General features: G+C 72.5%; 12 protein-coding genes and 1 pseudogene. 4 read left to right on the top strand and 9 right to left on the bottom strand.

Annotated features, from left to right (window positions below; genetic code table 11):
• Positions 1–235: 235 nt before the first annotated feature.
• Complete coding sequence (locus tag ACTIDRAF_RS0219770) at positions 236–2794, bottom strand: ATP-dependent Clp protease ATP-binding subunit (protein ID WP_026066301.1); 2559 nt, start codon at positions 2792–2794, stop codon at positions 236–238.
• Positions 2795–3344: 550 nt separating this feature from the next.
• On the opposite strand from ACTIDRAF_RS0219770, the gene ACTIDRAF_RS0219765 reads away from it, so the two are divergent.
• The gene (locus ACTIDRAF_RS0219765) at positions 3345–4223 is read left to right on the top strand and encodes a (2Fe-2S)-binding protein (protein ID WP_245533588.1); all 879 of its coding nucleotides are present in this window, start codon (positions 3345–3347) and stop codon (positions 4221–4223) included.
• A gap of 1147 nt (positions 4224–5370) precedes the next feature.
• Here ACTIDRAF_RS0219765 and ACTIDRAF_RS0219755 read toward each other — a convergent pair.
• Positions 5371–5721, bottom strand: coding sequence for a histone-like nucleoid-structuring protein Lsr2 (locus ACTIDRAF_RS0219755; protein ID WP_016700451.1), 351 nt, complete (start codon positions 5719–5721; stop codon positions 5371–5373).
• A gap of 173 nt (positions 5722–5894) precedes the next feature.
• Positions 5895–7358 (bottom strand): lysine--tRNA ligase, encoded by a 1464-nt coding sequence (gene lysS / locus ACTIDRAF_RS0219750; RefSeq protein WP_052168904.1) that lies wholly within the window; start codon positions 7356–7358, stop codon positions 5895–5897.
• A gap of 114 nt (positions 7359–7472) precedes the next feature.
• Between lysS and ACTIDRAF_RS0219745 the strand changes: the two genes are divergently transcribed.
• Complete coding sequence (locus ACTIDRAF_RS0219745; RefSeq protein WP_016700449.1) at positions 7473–8252, top strand: class I SAM-dependent methyltransferase; 780 nt, start codon at positions 7473–7475, stop codon at positions 8250–8252.
• A gap of 37 nt (positions 8253–8289) precedes the next feature.
• On the opposite strand, the gene ACTIDRAF_RS0219740 is transcribed toward ACTIDRAF_RS0219745, so the two are convergent.
• From ACTIDRAF_RS0219740 to ACTIDRAF_RS0219720, 5 genes are all read right to left on the bottom strand, one after another.
• Positions 8290–9075 (bottom strand): type III pantothenate kinase, encoded by a 786-nt coding sequence (locus tag ACTIDRAF_RS0219740; RefSeq protein ID WP_016700448.1) that lies wholly within the window; start codon positions 9073–9075, stop codon positions 8290–8292.
• Positions 9076–9118: 43 nt separating this feature from the next.
• Positions 9119–9604, bottom strand: a complete 486-nt coding sequence (gene panD, locus ACTIDRAF_RS0219735; RefSeq protein WP_026066299.1) for an aspartate 1-decarboxylase — start codon at positions 9602–9604, stop codon at positions 9119–9121.
• Positions 9605–9636: 32 nt separating this feature from the next.
• Positions 9637–10554 (bottom strand): pantoate--beta-alanine ligase, encoded by a 918-nt coding sequence (gene panC, locus ACTIDRAF_RS0219730; protein WP_016700446.1) that lies wholly within the window; start codon positions 10552–10554, stop codon positions 9637–9639.
• On the bottom strand, positions 10551–11507 hold the full coding sequence (locus ACTIDRAF_RS0219725) for a Rossmann-like and DUF2520 domain-containing protein (RefSeq protein WP_052168902.1): 957 nt from the start codon (positions 11505–11507) through the stop codon (positions 10551–10553). The genes panC and ACTIDRAF_RS0219725 overlap by 4 nt, the downstream gene beginning before the upstream one ends.
• A gap of 158 nt (positions 11508–11665) precedes the next feature.
• Positions 11666–12901, bottom strand: coding sequence for a PrsW family intramembrane metalloprotease (locus tag ACTIDRAF_RS0219720; protein ID WP_425359128.1), 1236 nt, complete (start codon positions 12899–12901; stop codon positions 11666–11668).
• 173 nt (positions 12902–13074) lie between these two features.
• Here ACTIDRAF_RS0219720 and ACTIDRAF_RS0219715 point away from each other — a divergent pair, with 173 nt between their 5' ends.
• Both ACTIDRAF_RS0219715 and ACTIDRAF_RS0219710 read left to right on the top strand, forming a co-directional pair.
• A complete protein-coding gene (locus ACTIDRAF_RS0219715) occupies positions 13075–14115 on the top strand; it encodes an SAM-dependent methyltransferase (protein ID WP_026066297.1) in 1041 nt (346 codons plus the stop codon).
• 177 nt (positions 14116–14292) lie between these two features.
• Positions 14293–15453: an NADH-quinone oxidoreductase subunit D gene (locus ACTIDRAF_RS0219710; RefSeq protein ID WP_026066296.1), complete on the top strand. Its 1161-nt coding sequence runs from the start codon at positions 14293–14295 to the stop codon at positions 15451–15453.
• A 12-nt stretch (positions 15454–15465) separates the two neighbouring features.
• On the opposite strand, the pseudogene ACTIDRAF_RS0219705 reads toward ACTIDRAF_RS0219710, so the two are convergent.
• Positions 15466–15766: pseudogene (locus ACTIDRAF_RS0219705) on the bottom strand (hypothetical protein); the annotation flags it as partial.

Below are 15766 nucleotides of genomic sequence, written 5' to 3'. Positions count from 1 at the left end.
GTCGCCGGCGTGGACTTCCAGCGTTCCGAGCATCGCCACGCGCATGGGGCCAGCCTGTCATGCGCGGGCCGTCGCCCGCCCCGTACCGCGCCGGCCGATCCCGGGTGCTCCCGGGAGCCGATGTCGGGCAACCGGGCCGCCCACCCGTCGCGGCGGGCGGGGCAGCCGTCCTCCGCTCATGCGGAAGGCCCCGCCGACAGGTGTCGACGGGGCCTTCCTCCGGCGCCGTACCGGATCAGTCGTTCTCGGTGTCGTTCTGGTTCTCGGTGCTGGACCCGCCCGAGCCGGACAGCTCCACCGGCGGGGAGTCCGGGACCTCGACCGGCTTGGTCTCACCGCGGAAGACGAAGCGGGCCTCGTCGTCGCGCTTGTCCTCGCCGTCCCAGCCCTCGACGTCGGCGATGATGATCTGGCCCGGCTGGAGTTCGCCGAACAGGATCTTCTCCGACAGCTGGTCCTCGATCTCCCGCTGGATGGTCCGCCGCAGCGGCCGGGCACCCAGCACCGGGTCGAAGCCCCGCTTGGCCAGGAGCTTCTTGGCCTTCTCGGTCAGCTCCAGCGCCATGTCCTTGTTCTTGAGCTGCGTCTCGACGCGGCTCACCATCAGGTCCACCATCCGGACGATCTCGGTCTCGGTCAGCTGGTGGAAGACGATGATGTCGTCGATCCGGTTCAGGAACTCCGGGCGGAAGTGCTTCTTCAGCTCGTCGTTGACCTTCTGCTTCATCCGCTCGTAGTTCGAGCCCTGTTCCCCGCTGCCGGAGAACCCGAGGCCCACCGCCTTGGAGATGTCCTGGGTGCCCAGGTTGGAGGTGAAGATGATGACGGTGTTCTTGAAGTCCACCGTCCGGCCCTGACCGTCGGTCAGCCGACCGTCCTCGAGAACCTGGAGCAGCGTGTTGTACACCTCCTGGTGCGCCTTCTCGATCTCGTCGAACAGCACGACGGAGAACGGCTTGCGGCGCACCTTCTCCGTGAGCTGTCCGCCCTCCTCGTACCCGACGTAGCCGGGAGGAGCGCCGAACAGCCGGGAGGCGGTGTAGCGGTCGTGGAACTCCCCCATGTCGATCTGGACGAGCGCGTCGTCCTCGCCGAAGAGGAAGTTCGCCAGCGCCTTGGACAGCTCGGTCTTCCCCACGCCGGACGGGCCGGCGAAGATGAACGAACCGGAGGGGCGCTTCGGGTCCTTCAACCCGGCCCGCGTGCGGCGGATCGCCTGGGAGACCGCCTTGACGGCGTCCTCCTGCCCGATGATCCGCTTGTGCAGCTCCTCCTCCATCCGGAGCAGGCGGGTGGTCTCCTCCTCGGTCAGCTTGAAGACCGGGATGCCGGTCCAGTTGCCGAGGACCTCGGCGATCTGCTCGTCGTCGACCTCGGCCACGACGTCCAGGTCACCGGACTTCCACTGCTTCTCCCGCTCGCTCTTCTGGGCGAGCAGCTGCTTCTCCTCGTCACGCAGCCTGGCGGCCCGCTCGAAGTCCTGCGCGTCGATCGCGGACTCCTTGTCCCTGCGGACGTCGGCGATCTTCTCGTCGAACTCGCGCAGGTCCGGCGGGGCCGTCATCCGGCGGATCCGCATCCGCGCGCCGGCCTCGTCGATCAGGTCGATCGCCTTGTCGGGCAGGTAGCGGTCGTTGATGTACCTGTCGGCCAGGGTGGCCGCCGCGACCAGCGCGGAGTCGGTGATGGACACCCGGTGGTGGGCCTCGTAGCGGTCCCGCAGACCCTTGAGGATCTCGATGGTGTGGTCCAACGAGGGCTCGCCCACCTGGATGGGCTGGAAGCGCCGCTCCAGCGCCGGGTCCTTCTCGACGTGCTTGCGGTACTCGTCGAGGGTGGTGGCGCCGATGGTCTGCAGCTCACCCCTGGCCAGCATCGGCTTGAGGATGCTGGCGGCGTCGATCGCGCCCTCGGCGGCGCCCGCTCCGACCAGCGTGTGCAGCTCGTCGATGAACAGGATGATGTCGCCCCGGGTGCGGATCTCCTTGAGCACCTTCTTCAGGCGCTCCTCGAAGTCACCCCGGTAGCGGGAACCGGCGACCAGGGAGCCGAGGTCGAGGGTGTAGAGCTGCTTGTCCTTCAGCGTCTCGGGGACCTCGCCCCGGACGATCTGCTGGGCCAGCCCCTCGACGACGGCGGTCTTGCCCACGCCCGGCTCGCCGATGAGGACGGGGTTGTTCTTGGTCCGGCGGGACAGCACCTGCATGACCCGCTCGATCTCCTTGTCCCGGCCGATCACCGGGTCCAGCTTGCCCTCGCGGGCGCTGGAGGTCAGGTTGCGGCCGAACTGGTCGAGCACCAGCGACGAGGACGGGGTGCCCTCGCCCCGGCCGGCGGTCTCCGCCGGCTCCTTGCCCTGGTAGCCGGACAGCAGCTGCAGGACCTGCTGGCGGACGCGGTTGAGGTCCGCGCCGAGCTTCACCAGCACCTGCGCCGCCACGCCCTCACCTTCGCGGATGAGGCCGAGCAGGATGTGCTCGGTGCCGATGTAGTTGTGGCCGAGCTGCAACGCCTCCCGCAGCGACAGCTCCAGCACCTTCTTGGCGCGCGGCGTGAACGGGATGTGCCCGCTGGGAGCCTGCTGGCCCTGGCCGATGATCTCCTCGACCTGCTGGCGCACGCCCTCCAGGGCGATACCCAGCGACTCCAACGCCTTGGCGGCGACACCCTCACCCTCGTGGATCAGGCCCAGGAGGATGTGTTCAGTGCCGATGTAGTTGTGGTTCAGCATCCTGGCCTCTTCCTGGGCCAGGACGACAACCCGCCTCGCGCGGTCGGTGAATCTTTCGAACATTCGCACTCCCTGACAGCGGCGACAGCGGCTTCCAACTCGCCCCAGGCAGTGACACACAGCCTCACTGGCGCTCTGCGACGAGGTCGGCACCCTACGACCACTGTAGTAGGCATTCTCGCTGCGGCGTGCTCCCGTTAGCTCCGGAAAGCGGCCGTCACACGTCCGACAGCGGGTTCAACGGGCCGGAGCCGCCCTGAATTCCTGGTCACGCTGGGTTGTGCGGGCTGTCCGCCCAGAGCGAACACGCGCTTGCCCTCGGCGCGCTCCCCTGACCTCGGGCGAGCCGCCCGGCCCGGGCGGCCTCGCCGCACCGCCCTCGCACGGGGGGAACCCGCTCGCGGGCGAGGCCTGGCGAGCGGGTGGACGGCACCGGGATGAGCACCACCCCACCCGGCAGGGATAAGGTTAGGCAACCCTGCCTCGCCCGCCGGGCGCGACCGACGAGGACCGGCCGGCCGCCGGGTACCCGGAAGGGCGGGACAGAGCAGACGAGGACCCACCGGGTGACGAGCACCAGGTGGCGAGATGAGGTGGAGGTGACGTCGTGAACATGCTCACCCGCGTCCGAGCGGGTCACCGGGACGCGCCGCCCGCCCCCCACGCCGGTACGACGATCGCCCACTCCATCGGGGCGACGCGGGCTCCCAGCTGGATGGCACTGCGCTTCGGCACCCCACCGGAGGAGGGGGAGACGTGGGTCGGCTGCGCACGGGCGCTCACCGACCCGGAGTTCTTCCCCTCCTGGCAGTCGAGGCTCGGCGACTGGCTGCGGGAACGCTTCGGCGAGTCCCCGCACCGCACCACCTCCGGGTACCTGATGAGCTGGTACCTGCACGCCCCCGGGTTCCTGGCCGGGATGCTCTTCCACACCGCCCGTCGGGTTCCGCACCTGCGACCGAGGGACCTGGCGTTCCGGCTCGCCGACTCACGACCGCACGTCGACGGCGTCGCCCTGCTGAGCGAGGGGTTCGCCTGCCTGCCCGACGACCCGGCCGCCGGGACGGCGCGGGCGACGGTGGTCGCCGACGAACGGGCGCTGGCCGCGCTGCTCCGCGCGCGCTTCGTCGACCACGCGGCTCGGTTCGTCGCCGCCTTCGCCCCGTACACCCGGCTCGGCCGACGCACCCTGTGGGCGGCCGCGACCGACGTGCTGGACACCGCCCTGTGGAACGCGGGCCGGCTGGGCGGCGACGAGGGGGCCGGGGTCGGCGACGCCTCACTCGTGCTCGCACCCTCGGACACCGACCCCCTCACCTCGGGGTCGACCCTCTACGCGGTGACGGGCGAGGACAACAGCCAGCACTGGACCCGGCGCCGGCAGAGCTGCTGCTTCCACTACGCGCTCCCCGGGGTCGAACGGGCCTGCGTGACCTGTCCCCGCGTCTCCGACTCCGAACGGGCGGAGCGCGTCCGCCGGGGTGGCGACTGAGGGAGCGGACGAGACCGACGGGTCCCGTCCGCTCCCGCCGGGCGGGGCGGGGTCCGACCGCTTACCTCGCGAGCGGCCGGTGCGGTGGACCGCCGGGCGGTGGCGCGGCCCACGGGCACCACGAGCGGCGTCCCGGGCACCGGGCGTCGGCACCCCGGCGTCGCGCCCGAGGACGCCGAACAGCAGCTCCTCGGCGGCGTCCTCGGCCGGTTCCCCTCGGCGACCACCGCCAGGACGCAGCGCGACCGGCCGCCGCGCACCCGACGGCCTGGTTCAGCTCGCGCGGCACCACCACGGCGGCGGACACCCCGCCGTCACGTGCGACCGCCCCGCCAGGGCGAGAACGTCCACCCGGTGCGCGAGTCCGGGTAGGTGGTGGGTTCGCCGGGCAGGCGGAGACCGGGCACTGGGCCAGGCCCCTGCCGAGGACCACGCCCGCTGCCGCTGACGGGCGAGGAGTTCGTCGAGCGCCCGGTCCCACCGCCCCGCCCCCACCGTCCGCAGCGCCTCGGCCACACCGACCGTCCGGCGGAGGACCGCTGGCGGGAGCAGGTCCGGTGCGGGTGGCACCCCGGGCGACGACGTCCGCCACGGTCCGGCCCTCCGCCCGTCGGGGACCGGGGGAGGACGGCCGGCACCCGGGCCGGCTCGCGGACGAGCAGGCCGTCGACGGGCTCCTCGACGTCCGTCCCGTCGACGAGGAGCGCGCCCTCGGCCGGGACAGGAGCCGTTTCAGGGCTCGGCGACGGTGGACTTCCACCCCCGTTCGGTCCGAGGACGGCCGGCCGTGCCGTCCGGAGGTCCGGGTCGAGCTCCTGGACCACGAACCGCCCGCAGCAGGGCGGCCGCGGCGAGCGGGCGCACCAACCGGCTGGTGGGCGCCCAGGGGCCGCGCCGGAACGATCCGGTCGTACTCGCACCGGCGCGCCCGCCCGAGACGCTCGTGGCGCCGTCGACGCGGGCGCGGAACACGGCCGCTCCGCTGGCGGACGCGGCCGCCGACGCACGGTCCCCTCCCCACCCCGTGGCGCCCAGCCGACGTCCTGGGTGAGGCGGGCCTGACGAACACGACGCTGGGGGCGAGCACGTCTCGCCCCAGCGGACCTGACGGTCAGCTCCGCCGGGGCGGTCGTCCTTGCGGTACCGCTCAGTTGGCCTTGTTGTAGGCCTCGAGCACCTCGGCGGGGATGCGACCCCGGTCCGAGACCTCCATGCCCCGCTTCCGGGCCCACTCCCGGATCGCCTGGTTCTGCTCGCGGTCCGCGGTGGTGGTGCTCCCGTTGCTCCTGCCAGCAGGCGCCCGACCAGCGGAGCGACGGCGGCCACCTGAACGCCGGGCTCCCTGGACGTAGCTCGCCAGCGCGTCGCGGAGCTGCGAGGCATTGTTCGACGAAAGGTCGATCTGGTAAGCGACACCGTCGAGTGCGAAGTCAACGGTCTCCTCGGCCTCGCTGCCGTCGAGATCGTCGACCAAAGTGACGGTTACCTTCTGCGCCATAGTCCTCGTCCTTCCCCAAAAGCTCGCTCAGGGCTCAGGCCCGCCCTGGGCCAGCCCATGCCGGTTCCGGGACCAGTTCCCGACCGGTAGCGACGATCAAAATACCGGTCGCTGTTCCCACAATACTAACGCGTTTTCGGCGGGGCGCACTCCGCCTAGCGAGTTCTGCTGGCTCATTCAGGGCGGACGAGCGGGAAGAGGATGGTCTCTCTGATGCCCAGTCCGGTCAAAGCCATCAACAGGCGGTCTATCCCCATTCCCGTGCCGCCGCTGGGCGGCATTCCGTACTCCAGTGACCGCAGGAAGTCTTCGTCCAACCGCATGGCCTCCTCGTCCCCGGCGGCCGCCAGCCTGGACTGTTCTTGCAGCCTTTCCCGTTCGACGACCGGGTCGACCAGTTCCGAGTACCCCGTCGCCAGCTCGAAACCCCGCACATACAGGTCCCACTTCTCGGCCACCCCGGGCTTGTCCCGGTGCTGCCTGGTCAGCGGGGAGGTTTCCAGCGGGAAATCACGGACAAAGGTCGGCTCGTACAGGGTCGAGCCCACCAGGTGCTCCCACAGTTCCTCGACGAGCTTGCCGTGGCCGAGCTTCGCCCCGCCGCCGGCGAGGTCGAGCCCGTGGGAGACCGCCAGGGCCCGCAGCCTCTCGGCCGGGGTCTCCGGGGTGACCTCCTCCCCCACCGCCTCGGCGAGGGACTCGTACATCGTCAGCGAGGCCCACTCACCGGACAGGTCGTACTCGGAACCGTCGGCGAGCGTGACGACCTGGGTGCCGAAGACCCTGGTGGCCGCCTCCTGCACCAGCTCGCGGGTCAGCACGGCCATCGTGTCGTAGGTGCCGTACGCCTCGTAGAACTCCAGCATGGCGAACTCGGGCGAATGCGAGGAGTCGCTGCCCTCGTTCCGGAAGTTGCGGTTGATCTCGAAAACCCGCTCGATTCCGCCGACCACGCACCTCTTGAGATACAACTCGGGGGCGATCCGCAGGAAAAGGTCGATGTCGAAGGCGTTGGAGTGGGTGACGAACGGCCGGGCGGCGGCCCCGCCGTGGAGGGTCTGGAGCATGGGCGTCTCGACTTCGAGGTAGCCGCGCTCGTGAAAGGACTCCCGCAGCGACCGCACGACCGAGGACCGGGTGCGCACGGTGTCGGCCGCCTGCCGCCGGACGATGAGATCCACGTAGCGCTGCCGCACCCGGGTTTCCTCGGCGAGGTCCTTGTGGGCCACCGGCAGCGGCCGCAAAGCCTTGGCGGCCATTCGCCATTCGTCGACCAGGACGGACAACTCGCCCCGGCGGGACGTGATCACCTCCCCGGAGACGAATACGTGGTCACCCAAGTCCACGTCGGCCTTCCAGGCCGACAAAGCCTCCTCCCCCACCTGCTTGAGGCTGACCATTGCCTGCAGTTCCGCGCCGTCACCAGCACGGAGCGTGGCGAAACACAGCTTTCCGGTGTTCCGGAGGAACATGACCCGGCCGGCGACCCCGACAATCCGCCCAGTCGAGGTATCCGGGGGGAGATCGGGATTCTCCGCGCGGACCTGCCCCAGACCGTGCGTGACGGGGAGCGAGACCGGATACGGCTCAATACCGCTCGCCAGCATCCGCGCCCGCTTCTCGCGGCGCACGCGCATCTGCTCGGGAAGGGTGTCCTCGCTGGTCACAGTGTCATTGTCCGGCTGCCCGTTCACGGGGGAACAGACTACGTTCCTTCCCCCCAATACCCCCAACCGGATACCATCCCCGGAGTGGATCACGCTCCGGTCGGCTCGGCCGACGATCGACGGTCAGACGCGGCGCAGGCCAGTTCCTTCGGGCAGGTGGCCGAGGACTACGCCGAGCACCGGCCCGGCTACCCGGACCCGGCGGTGCGCTGGGCCCTCGAACCGGTGGCGTCCAGACCCCACCTCACCGTGCTGGACCTCGCGGCGGGCACGGGGAAGGTGACCCAGGCAGTGCGGCGGATCGCGGTCGAGACCGTGGCCGTCGAGCCGGACCCCCGGCTCCGCGCCGAGTTCGCCCGGCGGGTGCCAGGCGTGCGCGTCCTCGACGGCGGCGCCGAGGCCCTGCCGCTGCCCGACGCCTCCGTCGACGCGGTCACGGTCGGTCAGGCCTTCCACTGGTTCGACGCGCCGAGGGCGCTGGACGAGATCGCCCGTGTCCTGCGGCCCGGCGGGGTGGTGGCGGCGCTCACCAACTACAACGACGACCGGTGGGAGTGGGTGGCCGGCCTCCAGCGGACCGGAATCCCCAGCCCGGGCATCAGCGAGGAGGACCCGGACTACGTCCCGGCGCACCCGAGGTTCGCGCCGGTGGAGACCGCTCGCTTCGAGCACGCCCACCGCCGCACGGCGGACTCCCTGGTCCGGATGATCTCCACCCACTCCTGGGTGCTGGTCCAGGCTCCGGAGGAGCAGGAGCGGATGCGGGCCGAACTCCGCTCCTACCTCGCCGGCCGGCCGGAGACCAGCTCGGGCGAGTTCGACCTCCCGCAGGTGGCCGTCGTGAACCGGGCGGTCCGCCGCTGAGGGGCGAAACCGCCCGGTCGACGGGCGGGGAACCGCCTCAGTGCACGTTGCGTTCGTAGAACAGCCGGAGACCGATCAGGGTGAGGTCCGGTACGTGGTGGTCGATCGACTCGGTCTCCCCCACGATCAGCGGCGCGAGCCCCCCCGTCGCGATGACGGTGACGGGGGTGTCCCCACCCGAGTTGAGTTCAGCCACGATGCGGCGCACCAGGCCGTCGACCTGCGCCGCGAAGCCGTAGAGGATGCCGGACTGGAGGCACTCCACGGTGTTCTTGCCGATCACCGCCCTCGGCCGGACGAGCTCCACCTTGCGCAGCTGCGCCGCCCGCGAGGCCAGGGCGTCCACCGAGATCTCCATGCCGGGAGCGAAGACCCCGCCCAGGAACTCCCCCTTCGCCGAGATGACGTCGATGTTGGTCGACGTCCCGAAGTCGACGACCACGCAGGCGGTCCCGTACAGGTGGTGCGCGGCCAGGGTGTTCACCACCCGGTCGCCACCCACCTCCTTGGGGTTGTCCACCAGCAGCGGAACACCGGTCCGCGCTCCCGGCTGCACCAGCATCCGGGGCACCGAGGAGTAGTACCGGCCCAACATCACGCGGAGTTCCCGCAGCACGGCGGGCACCGTGGACAACGCGGAGACCCCGGTGATGCGGTCGGCGTGCTCGCCCAGCAGCCCGCGCATCGTCAGGGCCAACTCGTCGGCGGTCATCCTGGCATCGGTCCGCATCCGCCAGTCGCGCAACAGGGTGGCGTCCGCCCCCCTGCCGGTGTACAGGCCCAGCACGATGTTGGTGTTACCGATGTCGATGGCAAGCAGCACCGGTCGCCCCTTCTTCCTCATCCACGGCTACGAGCGGTCCCGCTCAGCCCTCGGCCTGGAGCAGCGCGTCCAGTCGCGCCGCGTCCGCGGTCTCCCCCGGCTGGTCCTCGCGGTTCTCCGCGGTGGTGGCCCCCGACCGCAGGCCGTGCCCCTCGGGCACACCGCCCGGGTCGCCGTCCTGGCGCAGCACCCGGTTGTCGCCGTCGACGAAGAGGACCCTCGGCCGCAGGTTCCTCGCTTCCTCGTCGTCCACCACGCCGTAGGCGATGAGGATGACGATGTCCCCGACGTGCACCAGGTGCGCGGCGGCACCGTTGATCCCCAGCACGCCGGTACCGCGCTCACCCGGGATGGCGTAGGTCTCCAACCGCGCGCCGTTGGTGACGTCCACGATCGTCACCTGTTCGCCGGGGAGCAGGTCCGCCGCCTCCATCAGGTCCTCGTCGATGGTCACCGACCCCACGTAGTGCAGGTCTGCCTGGGTGACCGTGGCCCGGTGGATCTTGGACTTGAGCATCGTGCGGAACATGGAGGGGACCCTCTCTCTCCGGTCGGCTCGGTTCATCGGGCGGACGTCGTGCCCGAGGCGCCGTCGGCGGGCCTCGACAGCACGAGTGGTGCGTTGTCGATCAGCCGGACATCGCCGATCCGCGCGGCGACCAGCAGGCGGGCGCTGCCCTCCTCGGGTGCCGGCTCCAGGTCCGGCCCGCGCAGCTCCAGGTAGTCCACGTCCAGCGCGGGCTCGGCCGCCAGCACCTCACGGGCGGTGGCCAGCGCCGTCGCGGCGCCGGCACCGGCGGTGTGGACGGCGGCGGTCAGTGCGGCGGAGAGGGCGACGGCCGCCGCGCGCTGGTCCTCCCGCAGGTAGGCGTTGCGGGACGACAGCGCGAGACCCCTCGGTTCCCGCACCGTTGGTACGCCCACCACGGCCGTGTCCAGGTTGAGTTCGCGCGCCATCCGCCGGACCAACACCAGCTGCTGGTAGTCCTTCTCCCCGAAGAACGCCACGTCGGGGCGCACGATGTTGAACAGCTTCGCGACCACGGTGAGGACACCCTCGAAATGGCCGCTCCGGGCGGCGCCCTCCATCTCGTCGCCCAGGGGTCCGGGGGACACGGTCACCGAGCGGCCGTGCGGGTACATCCCCTCGGCGTTCGGGGCGAACACCAGCTCGACACCCTCGGACCGGCACACCTCGACGTCCGCCGCGAGGTCCCTCGGGTAGCGGTCGAAGTCCTCGCCGGCGCCGAACTGCAAGGGGTTGACGAAGATCGACACCACCGTGACCGAGTTGGGCACCCGGCGGGCGTGGCGGATCAGCTCACGGTGCCCGGCGTGCAGCGCGCCCATGGTGGGAACCAGTGCCACCCGCCGGCCGGCGGCACGCAGCGTCCTGGTGACCTTCGACAACGCCTCGACCTCGGTGTGGGTGGTCAGCGCGCCGGAGCGGAACGGGCGGGCGGCGGGTTCGGTCGTCATCGGTCCTCCTCGTCCAGCGCCGTCCGCACGTCGTGCGCCGCGTGGGGCGGCAGCAGGCCGGCCCGTTCCGCGCGGTCGGCGGTGCGCGCGGCCAACAGCCGGTAGGCGGGTACCACCCGGGGCGCTGCCTCGGAGAGGACGTCCAGGTGTCGGCGCACGGTACCGGCGTCGCCCCGCGACACCGGCCCGGTCAGCGCGCGGTCCCCGTGCCGCAGGGCGTTGTCGAGGGCCGCCCCGAGCAGGGGACCGAGGAGGCGGCGGGACTCCCGCACCCCGCTGGACTCCAGGAGCTCCAGGCAGTCGCCGACCAGCGTCATCAGGTGGTTGGCCCCGTGGGTGAGCGCGGCGTGGTAGAGGGGGCGCGCCTCCTCGGGCACCCGAACTGGTTCGGCGCCGAGCTCCACGACGAGCGCCTCGCCCACGTGCCAGCCCATGCCACCGGCCGCCGGGGTGCCGGGCTCGTCGGCGTCGGCGGTCACCGCCACCGAACAGGTGGTGAGCCGTTGCAGGTCCTCGGCACGGCCGGTGAAGGTCATGGCGGGGTGCAGCGCCACCGGGAGCACCCCGACCTCGGTGGCGGGCCGCAGGACCGACACCCCCAGCGCGCCGGACGTGTGCGCGACGATCTGCCCCGCACGCAGCGAACCGGTCGCCACGAGACCGCGGACCAGACCGGGGAGGACGTCGTCGGGAACGGCGAGCACCACGAGGTCCGCCCGCTGGGCCACCTGGTCCGGCGGTAGCAGGGGAACATCGGGGAGCAGCTCCTCGGCCCGGCGGCGGGAGGCCGCGGAGACGGCGGAGGCACCGACCACGATGTGCCCGGCCTGGGCGAGGGCGGCACCGAGCACGGCGCCCACCCGTCCCGCCGAGATGACTCCGGTCGCCAGCCGGGCTGGTCGACCTCCGAGGCTGGCACCCTCGCCAGCGGCCCCCGGGACCACAGCGCTCATCGTGCGCGACTCCTTCGTTGCGTTCCAGTCCCGGCTCCAGCCGGGTACCGGACAGCCGAGAGGGTAACTCCTGGGAGCGGGCTGGATCTCAGTCAGGTGAGCAGCTTCACCCCCACCCCGGTGCGGGAGCCGACGGGGGTGGCGGCGCCCAGCCCCGGTCAGCGTGGGCGGTTAGTCCCCTTCCGCCTCTCGGCCCGCGCCACCCTGGTCGCGGCGCTCCGGACGAGGCCGTCGCGCACGGCCTCGGCGCGCGCGCCGAGCAGCACTCCGACCGCCTGCGCCTGCCGCCGCGCGGCGTCGGGCACCGGAAGCCCCTGGGCGACCCGGTGCCGGAGGAACGCGAGCTCGGTGACCGCGTGCTGGTACTCGCGCACCGCGCGGGCGGCCTCCGCGCCCGCCCGTTCCCGCACCGCCTTCCGCCAGGCCTTCCGGCTGGGCAGGCTGGAGAGCAGGGTCACCTCGCCTGGGGCGATCCAGCCTTCCTCGGCGAAGCCGGGCAGCTGGGCGACGACGGTCCGCTGTTCCCGACGTCGTTGCCACAGCACGAGCACCAGCGTGGCCACGAAGATCGGCACCATGACGACGAAGTAGGTGTCGACGAAGGTGGCACCGCCGCCCAGCGTCGCGGCTCCGTTCCACACCGCGTGCAGCAGGACGGCCAGGGCGTACCCCACGAGCAGCGCGGTCGTCCGCACCCACCGCTTCCTGGACCCGGCCGCGATGCCGACCCCGATGCCCACCATCGCGCTGAACAGCGGGTGGGCGAAGGGGGTGAGGATGCCCCGCAGCACGAAGACCGCGACGACGCCACCGGTGAGGTCCCCGAAGCCGCCCTCCCGGAAGGCGAGGCCGAAGTAGTTGATGTTCTCGGTGAAGGCGAACCCGATTGCGGTGACACCGGAGTAGACGATGCCGTCCACGATCCCGTCGAACTCCACCCGGCGGCGGAGGAACACCCCGACGACGAACAGGGCCTTGGCGGCCTCCTCGACCAGGGGAGCCGAGATCACGGCCGCGACGACGTCGCCGCCTCCCGTTCCGAGCAGGGACTCGCCGACCACCTCGGCGGTGTTGTTGATCAGCAGGGCGCAACCGGTGGCCCCGCAGGCACCCCAGACGAACGCGGCGAGCAGCAGTTTCGGCGGCTCGGGTTCCCACCGGTCGATCCACAGGAAGGCCGCCAGCACGGGTCCGACCGGGAGCAGGGCCAGCAGGGCACCGACGATCACCGGTACGAACCCGACCCTGGCGGTGGCGACGCCGAGCAGCGCGAGGCCGGACAGCCCCAACAGGACCAGTACGACCACCGGCCACAGCAGGACCCGACGTCGTTCGAGGCGCGCGCTGGTCAGGTGCCCAACCGGCGTCCGCTCGTCGATCGCCACGCCGCCCACCTCGCGCCAGGGCCGGCGGCCAACGCCCGGCCGGTAGTCGAAGGGCACGGCCACCGGTCCGGGCCGTTCCCTCCAGAACCTTATTGGCTCGGCCCGCGCGCGGCCCGCCCAGCACCGGCCCCGAGAGCGCGGCCCGCGACCAGTCGGGGGCACCGCTGGCGGACACTGTGCTGATGCTGGACTGGGAACTGGCCTGGTCCCGTGCGCTCTACGGCCCGGAGGGGTTCTTCGCGCGGGGCGAACGGCCCGCCGGCCACTTCCGCACCTCCCCGCTGGTGGGACCGGTCTTCGCCGAGGCCGTGGTGGCCCTGCTCGACCGGGTCGACCACGCGCTGGGGCGGCCCGCCCGGGTGGACTTCGTCGATGTGGGGGCGGGTGGTGGGGAGCTCGCCGAGGAGGTACGGCAACGGGCACCGGCCGGGTTGGCGGGCAGGATGGCCGTCACCGCCGTGGACGTGGCCCCCAGGCCCGCCCGCCGCCTCCCCGGCGTGACCTGGCGCTCCACGCCGCCACCCCGCGTGGTCGGCCTGGTCGTGGCCAACGAGTGGCTGGACGCCGTTCCCTGCCCGGTCCTGGTACGACGCGGCGGGGGGTGGTGCCGGGTCGGGGTGGACGCGGCGGGCCGGGAGACGGTCCTCGACCCCGTGGACACCACCGTCCAGGCCTGGCTGGAGCACTGGTGGCCGGTGGGCGAGCGGGCCAGGGGCGGGGCCGCGCTCCGGGCGGAGGCGGGAACGACCCGGGACCGGGCGTGGTGCTCGGTGGTGCGGACGGTCCGCGCCGGCGTCGCCGTGGCCATCGACTACCACCACCTGCTGGCCGACCGGAGCGCCGGCCGGGTGGACGCCGGGACCCTCACCGGCTACCTGCACGGGCGGCAGGTGGCCCCGGTGCCCGACGGTTCCCGCGACCTGACCGCCCACGTGGCGCTGGACGCGTCCGCGGCGGCCGTCCACTCCGTGGTGGGGGAGCCGCTGTTCACCACGTTGACCAGCCAGCGGCGGGTGCTCGCCGACCTCGGTGTGGTCCGCGCCGTCCCGCCGCCGGCACTCGCGGCCGCCGACCCGCTCGGCTGGCTGGACGCCACCGCGCGGAGCGGAGGCGCGGCGGAACTCACCTCACCGGAGGGGCTCGGGGGCTTCGGCTGGCTGGTCCACGAGGTGGCGCTCCCCGTGCGCGTGCTGGCGGCCGGGCACCGGGACACCGCCGCGTGAGCCGGCCCTCGGGAGCGGAGGCGCCGTGACCGCGACGAGGCGCACGGGCACGGCGTACAGCTCGCGCGCCCGCGGGACCGCCCGCCCCGAGGGTCCACCCTGCGGCAGGTGGCCCCCCCGGCTCCCTCGGCCCACCACCGGGAACTGGGGCCGGGGCGGCGGTGCGAGCATGGGAGGGTGTCTGACCAGATGATCGTCGGCGTCGGCTCGGGAGCCGCGCACCTCGGGGTGGACCGCGTCGTGGACCTGGGCCCCCTCCACCCGGCGGCGCACGGCGCCTACCGGCTCCGGCTGACCGTCGAGGGACCCGCCGCCGACCCGGTGATCACCTCAGCCACCCCCCTCGTCGGGCACCTGCACCGGGGCGCCGAGAAGCTCTTCGAGGTCCGTGACTACCGGCAGGTCCTCGCCCTCGCCAACCGGCACGACTGGCTCGCGGCGTTCTGCAACGAGATGACGGTGGCGATGGCGGTGGAGCGGATGCTGGGCATGACGGTGCCCGACCGCGCGAACTGGCTCCGCACGGTGTTCTGCGAGTTGAACCGGGCCCTCGCCCTGGTCGTGTTCCTCACCCCGGTCGCCGGGGCGAGCGGGGTGGGGGCCCGGCACGCGGCGGCCCGGGACGGGCTGGTCAGGGCGCGGGAGTCCGTCCAACGGGTGCTGGAGGAAGCGGTGGGAGGACGCATCCACTTCATGGCCAACCGGGTCGGTGGTCTCCGCGAGGACGTGCCCTCGGGGTGGCGGGACGAGGTCCGCGCCGCCTTGGACGTGGTCGCGCGGGGCCTCGACACCGCCAGGTCGGTAACGGTGTCCGACGAGGACTTCCGCCACCGGCACCGTGGGCTGGGCGTGCTGGGCACCGGGGCGGCCCTGCGGCTGGGAGTGACCGGCCCCGCTGGCCGGGCGGCCGGGGTCGACCTGGACCTGCGGCGGGACGACCCGGGGCCGGCCTACGCCGAGCTGGACGTCACCTCCGCGCTGGGCACGCGGGGCGACGCGCTGGACCGGGTGGAGTGCATGTTCGGGGACGCGGACCAGTCGCTGCGACTGGTCCGCACCTGCCTCGACCGGCTGCCACCGGGTCCGGTGAACCTGCGGCTGCCCAAAGCGGTCAAACCACCGGAGGGATCGGTCTACGTGTGGACGGAGGCCCCGCTGGGGGTCACCGGCGTGCACCTGGTGTCCCGGGGTGACCGGACGCCGTGGCGGCTGAAGCTGCGCACCCCGTCGTTCAACAACATCCAGGCGCTCTCCCCCCTGCTGGTCGGGTGCCGGGTGGCGGACCTGCCCACCGTGCTCGCCTCCTTCGCGGTGGTGGTCGGGGACATCGACCGCTGACCCGCACCGTGGTCAGTTGCCCCGCCGGCGGCGGCGGCGCGGTTTGTCCTCTCCGTAGGCGGCCAACAGCTCGCTGACCGACCGGCCCGAGGCGTGGGCGCCCGCGTCTTCTGGTTCGGCGGGGGGAGTGGCTTCGCCCTCGCTCTCCGCCCGTTCCGGGGTCGCCTCCTCGGCGACATCGGGCTGCCAGGAATCCACCGCCTCCCAGGCCGGGGTGTCCTCGGCCTGCTCGGCCTCCGCCGACGCCGCCACCGGTTGGGCCTTCGGGGGCGCGGGGGGCTGCGCCCGTCGCGGCCGCTGCGGGCGGGGAAGC

Origin of the sequence: Actinoalloteichus spitiensis RMV-1378, assembly GCF_000239155.1 — a bacterium.
Classification (GTDB): Bacteria; Actinomycetota; Actinomycetes; order Mycobacteriales; family Pseudonocardiaceae; genus Actinoalloteichus_B; species Actinoalloteichus_B spitiensis.
This window is presented reverse-complemented; position numbering and strand designations above follow the sequence as displayed.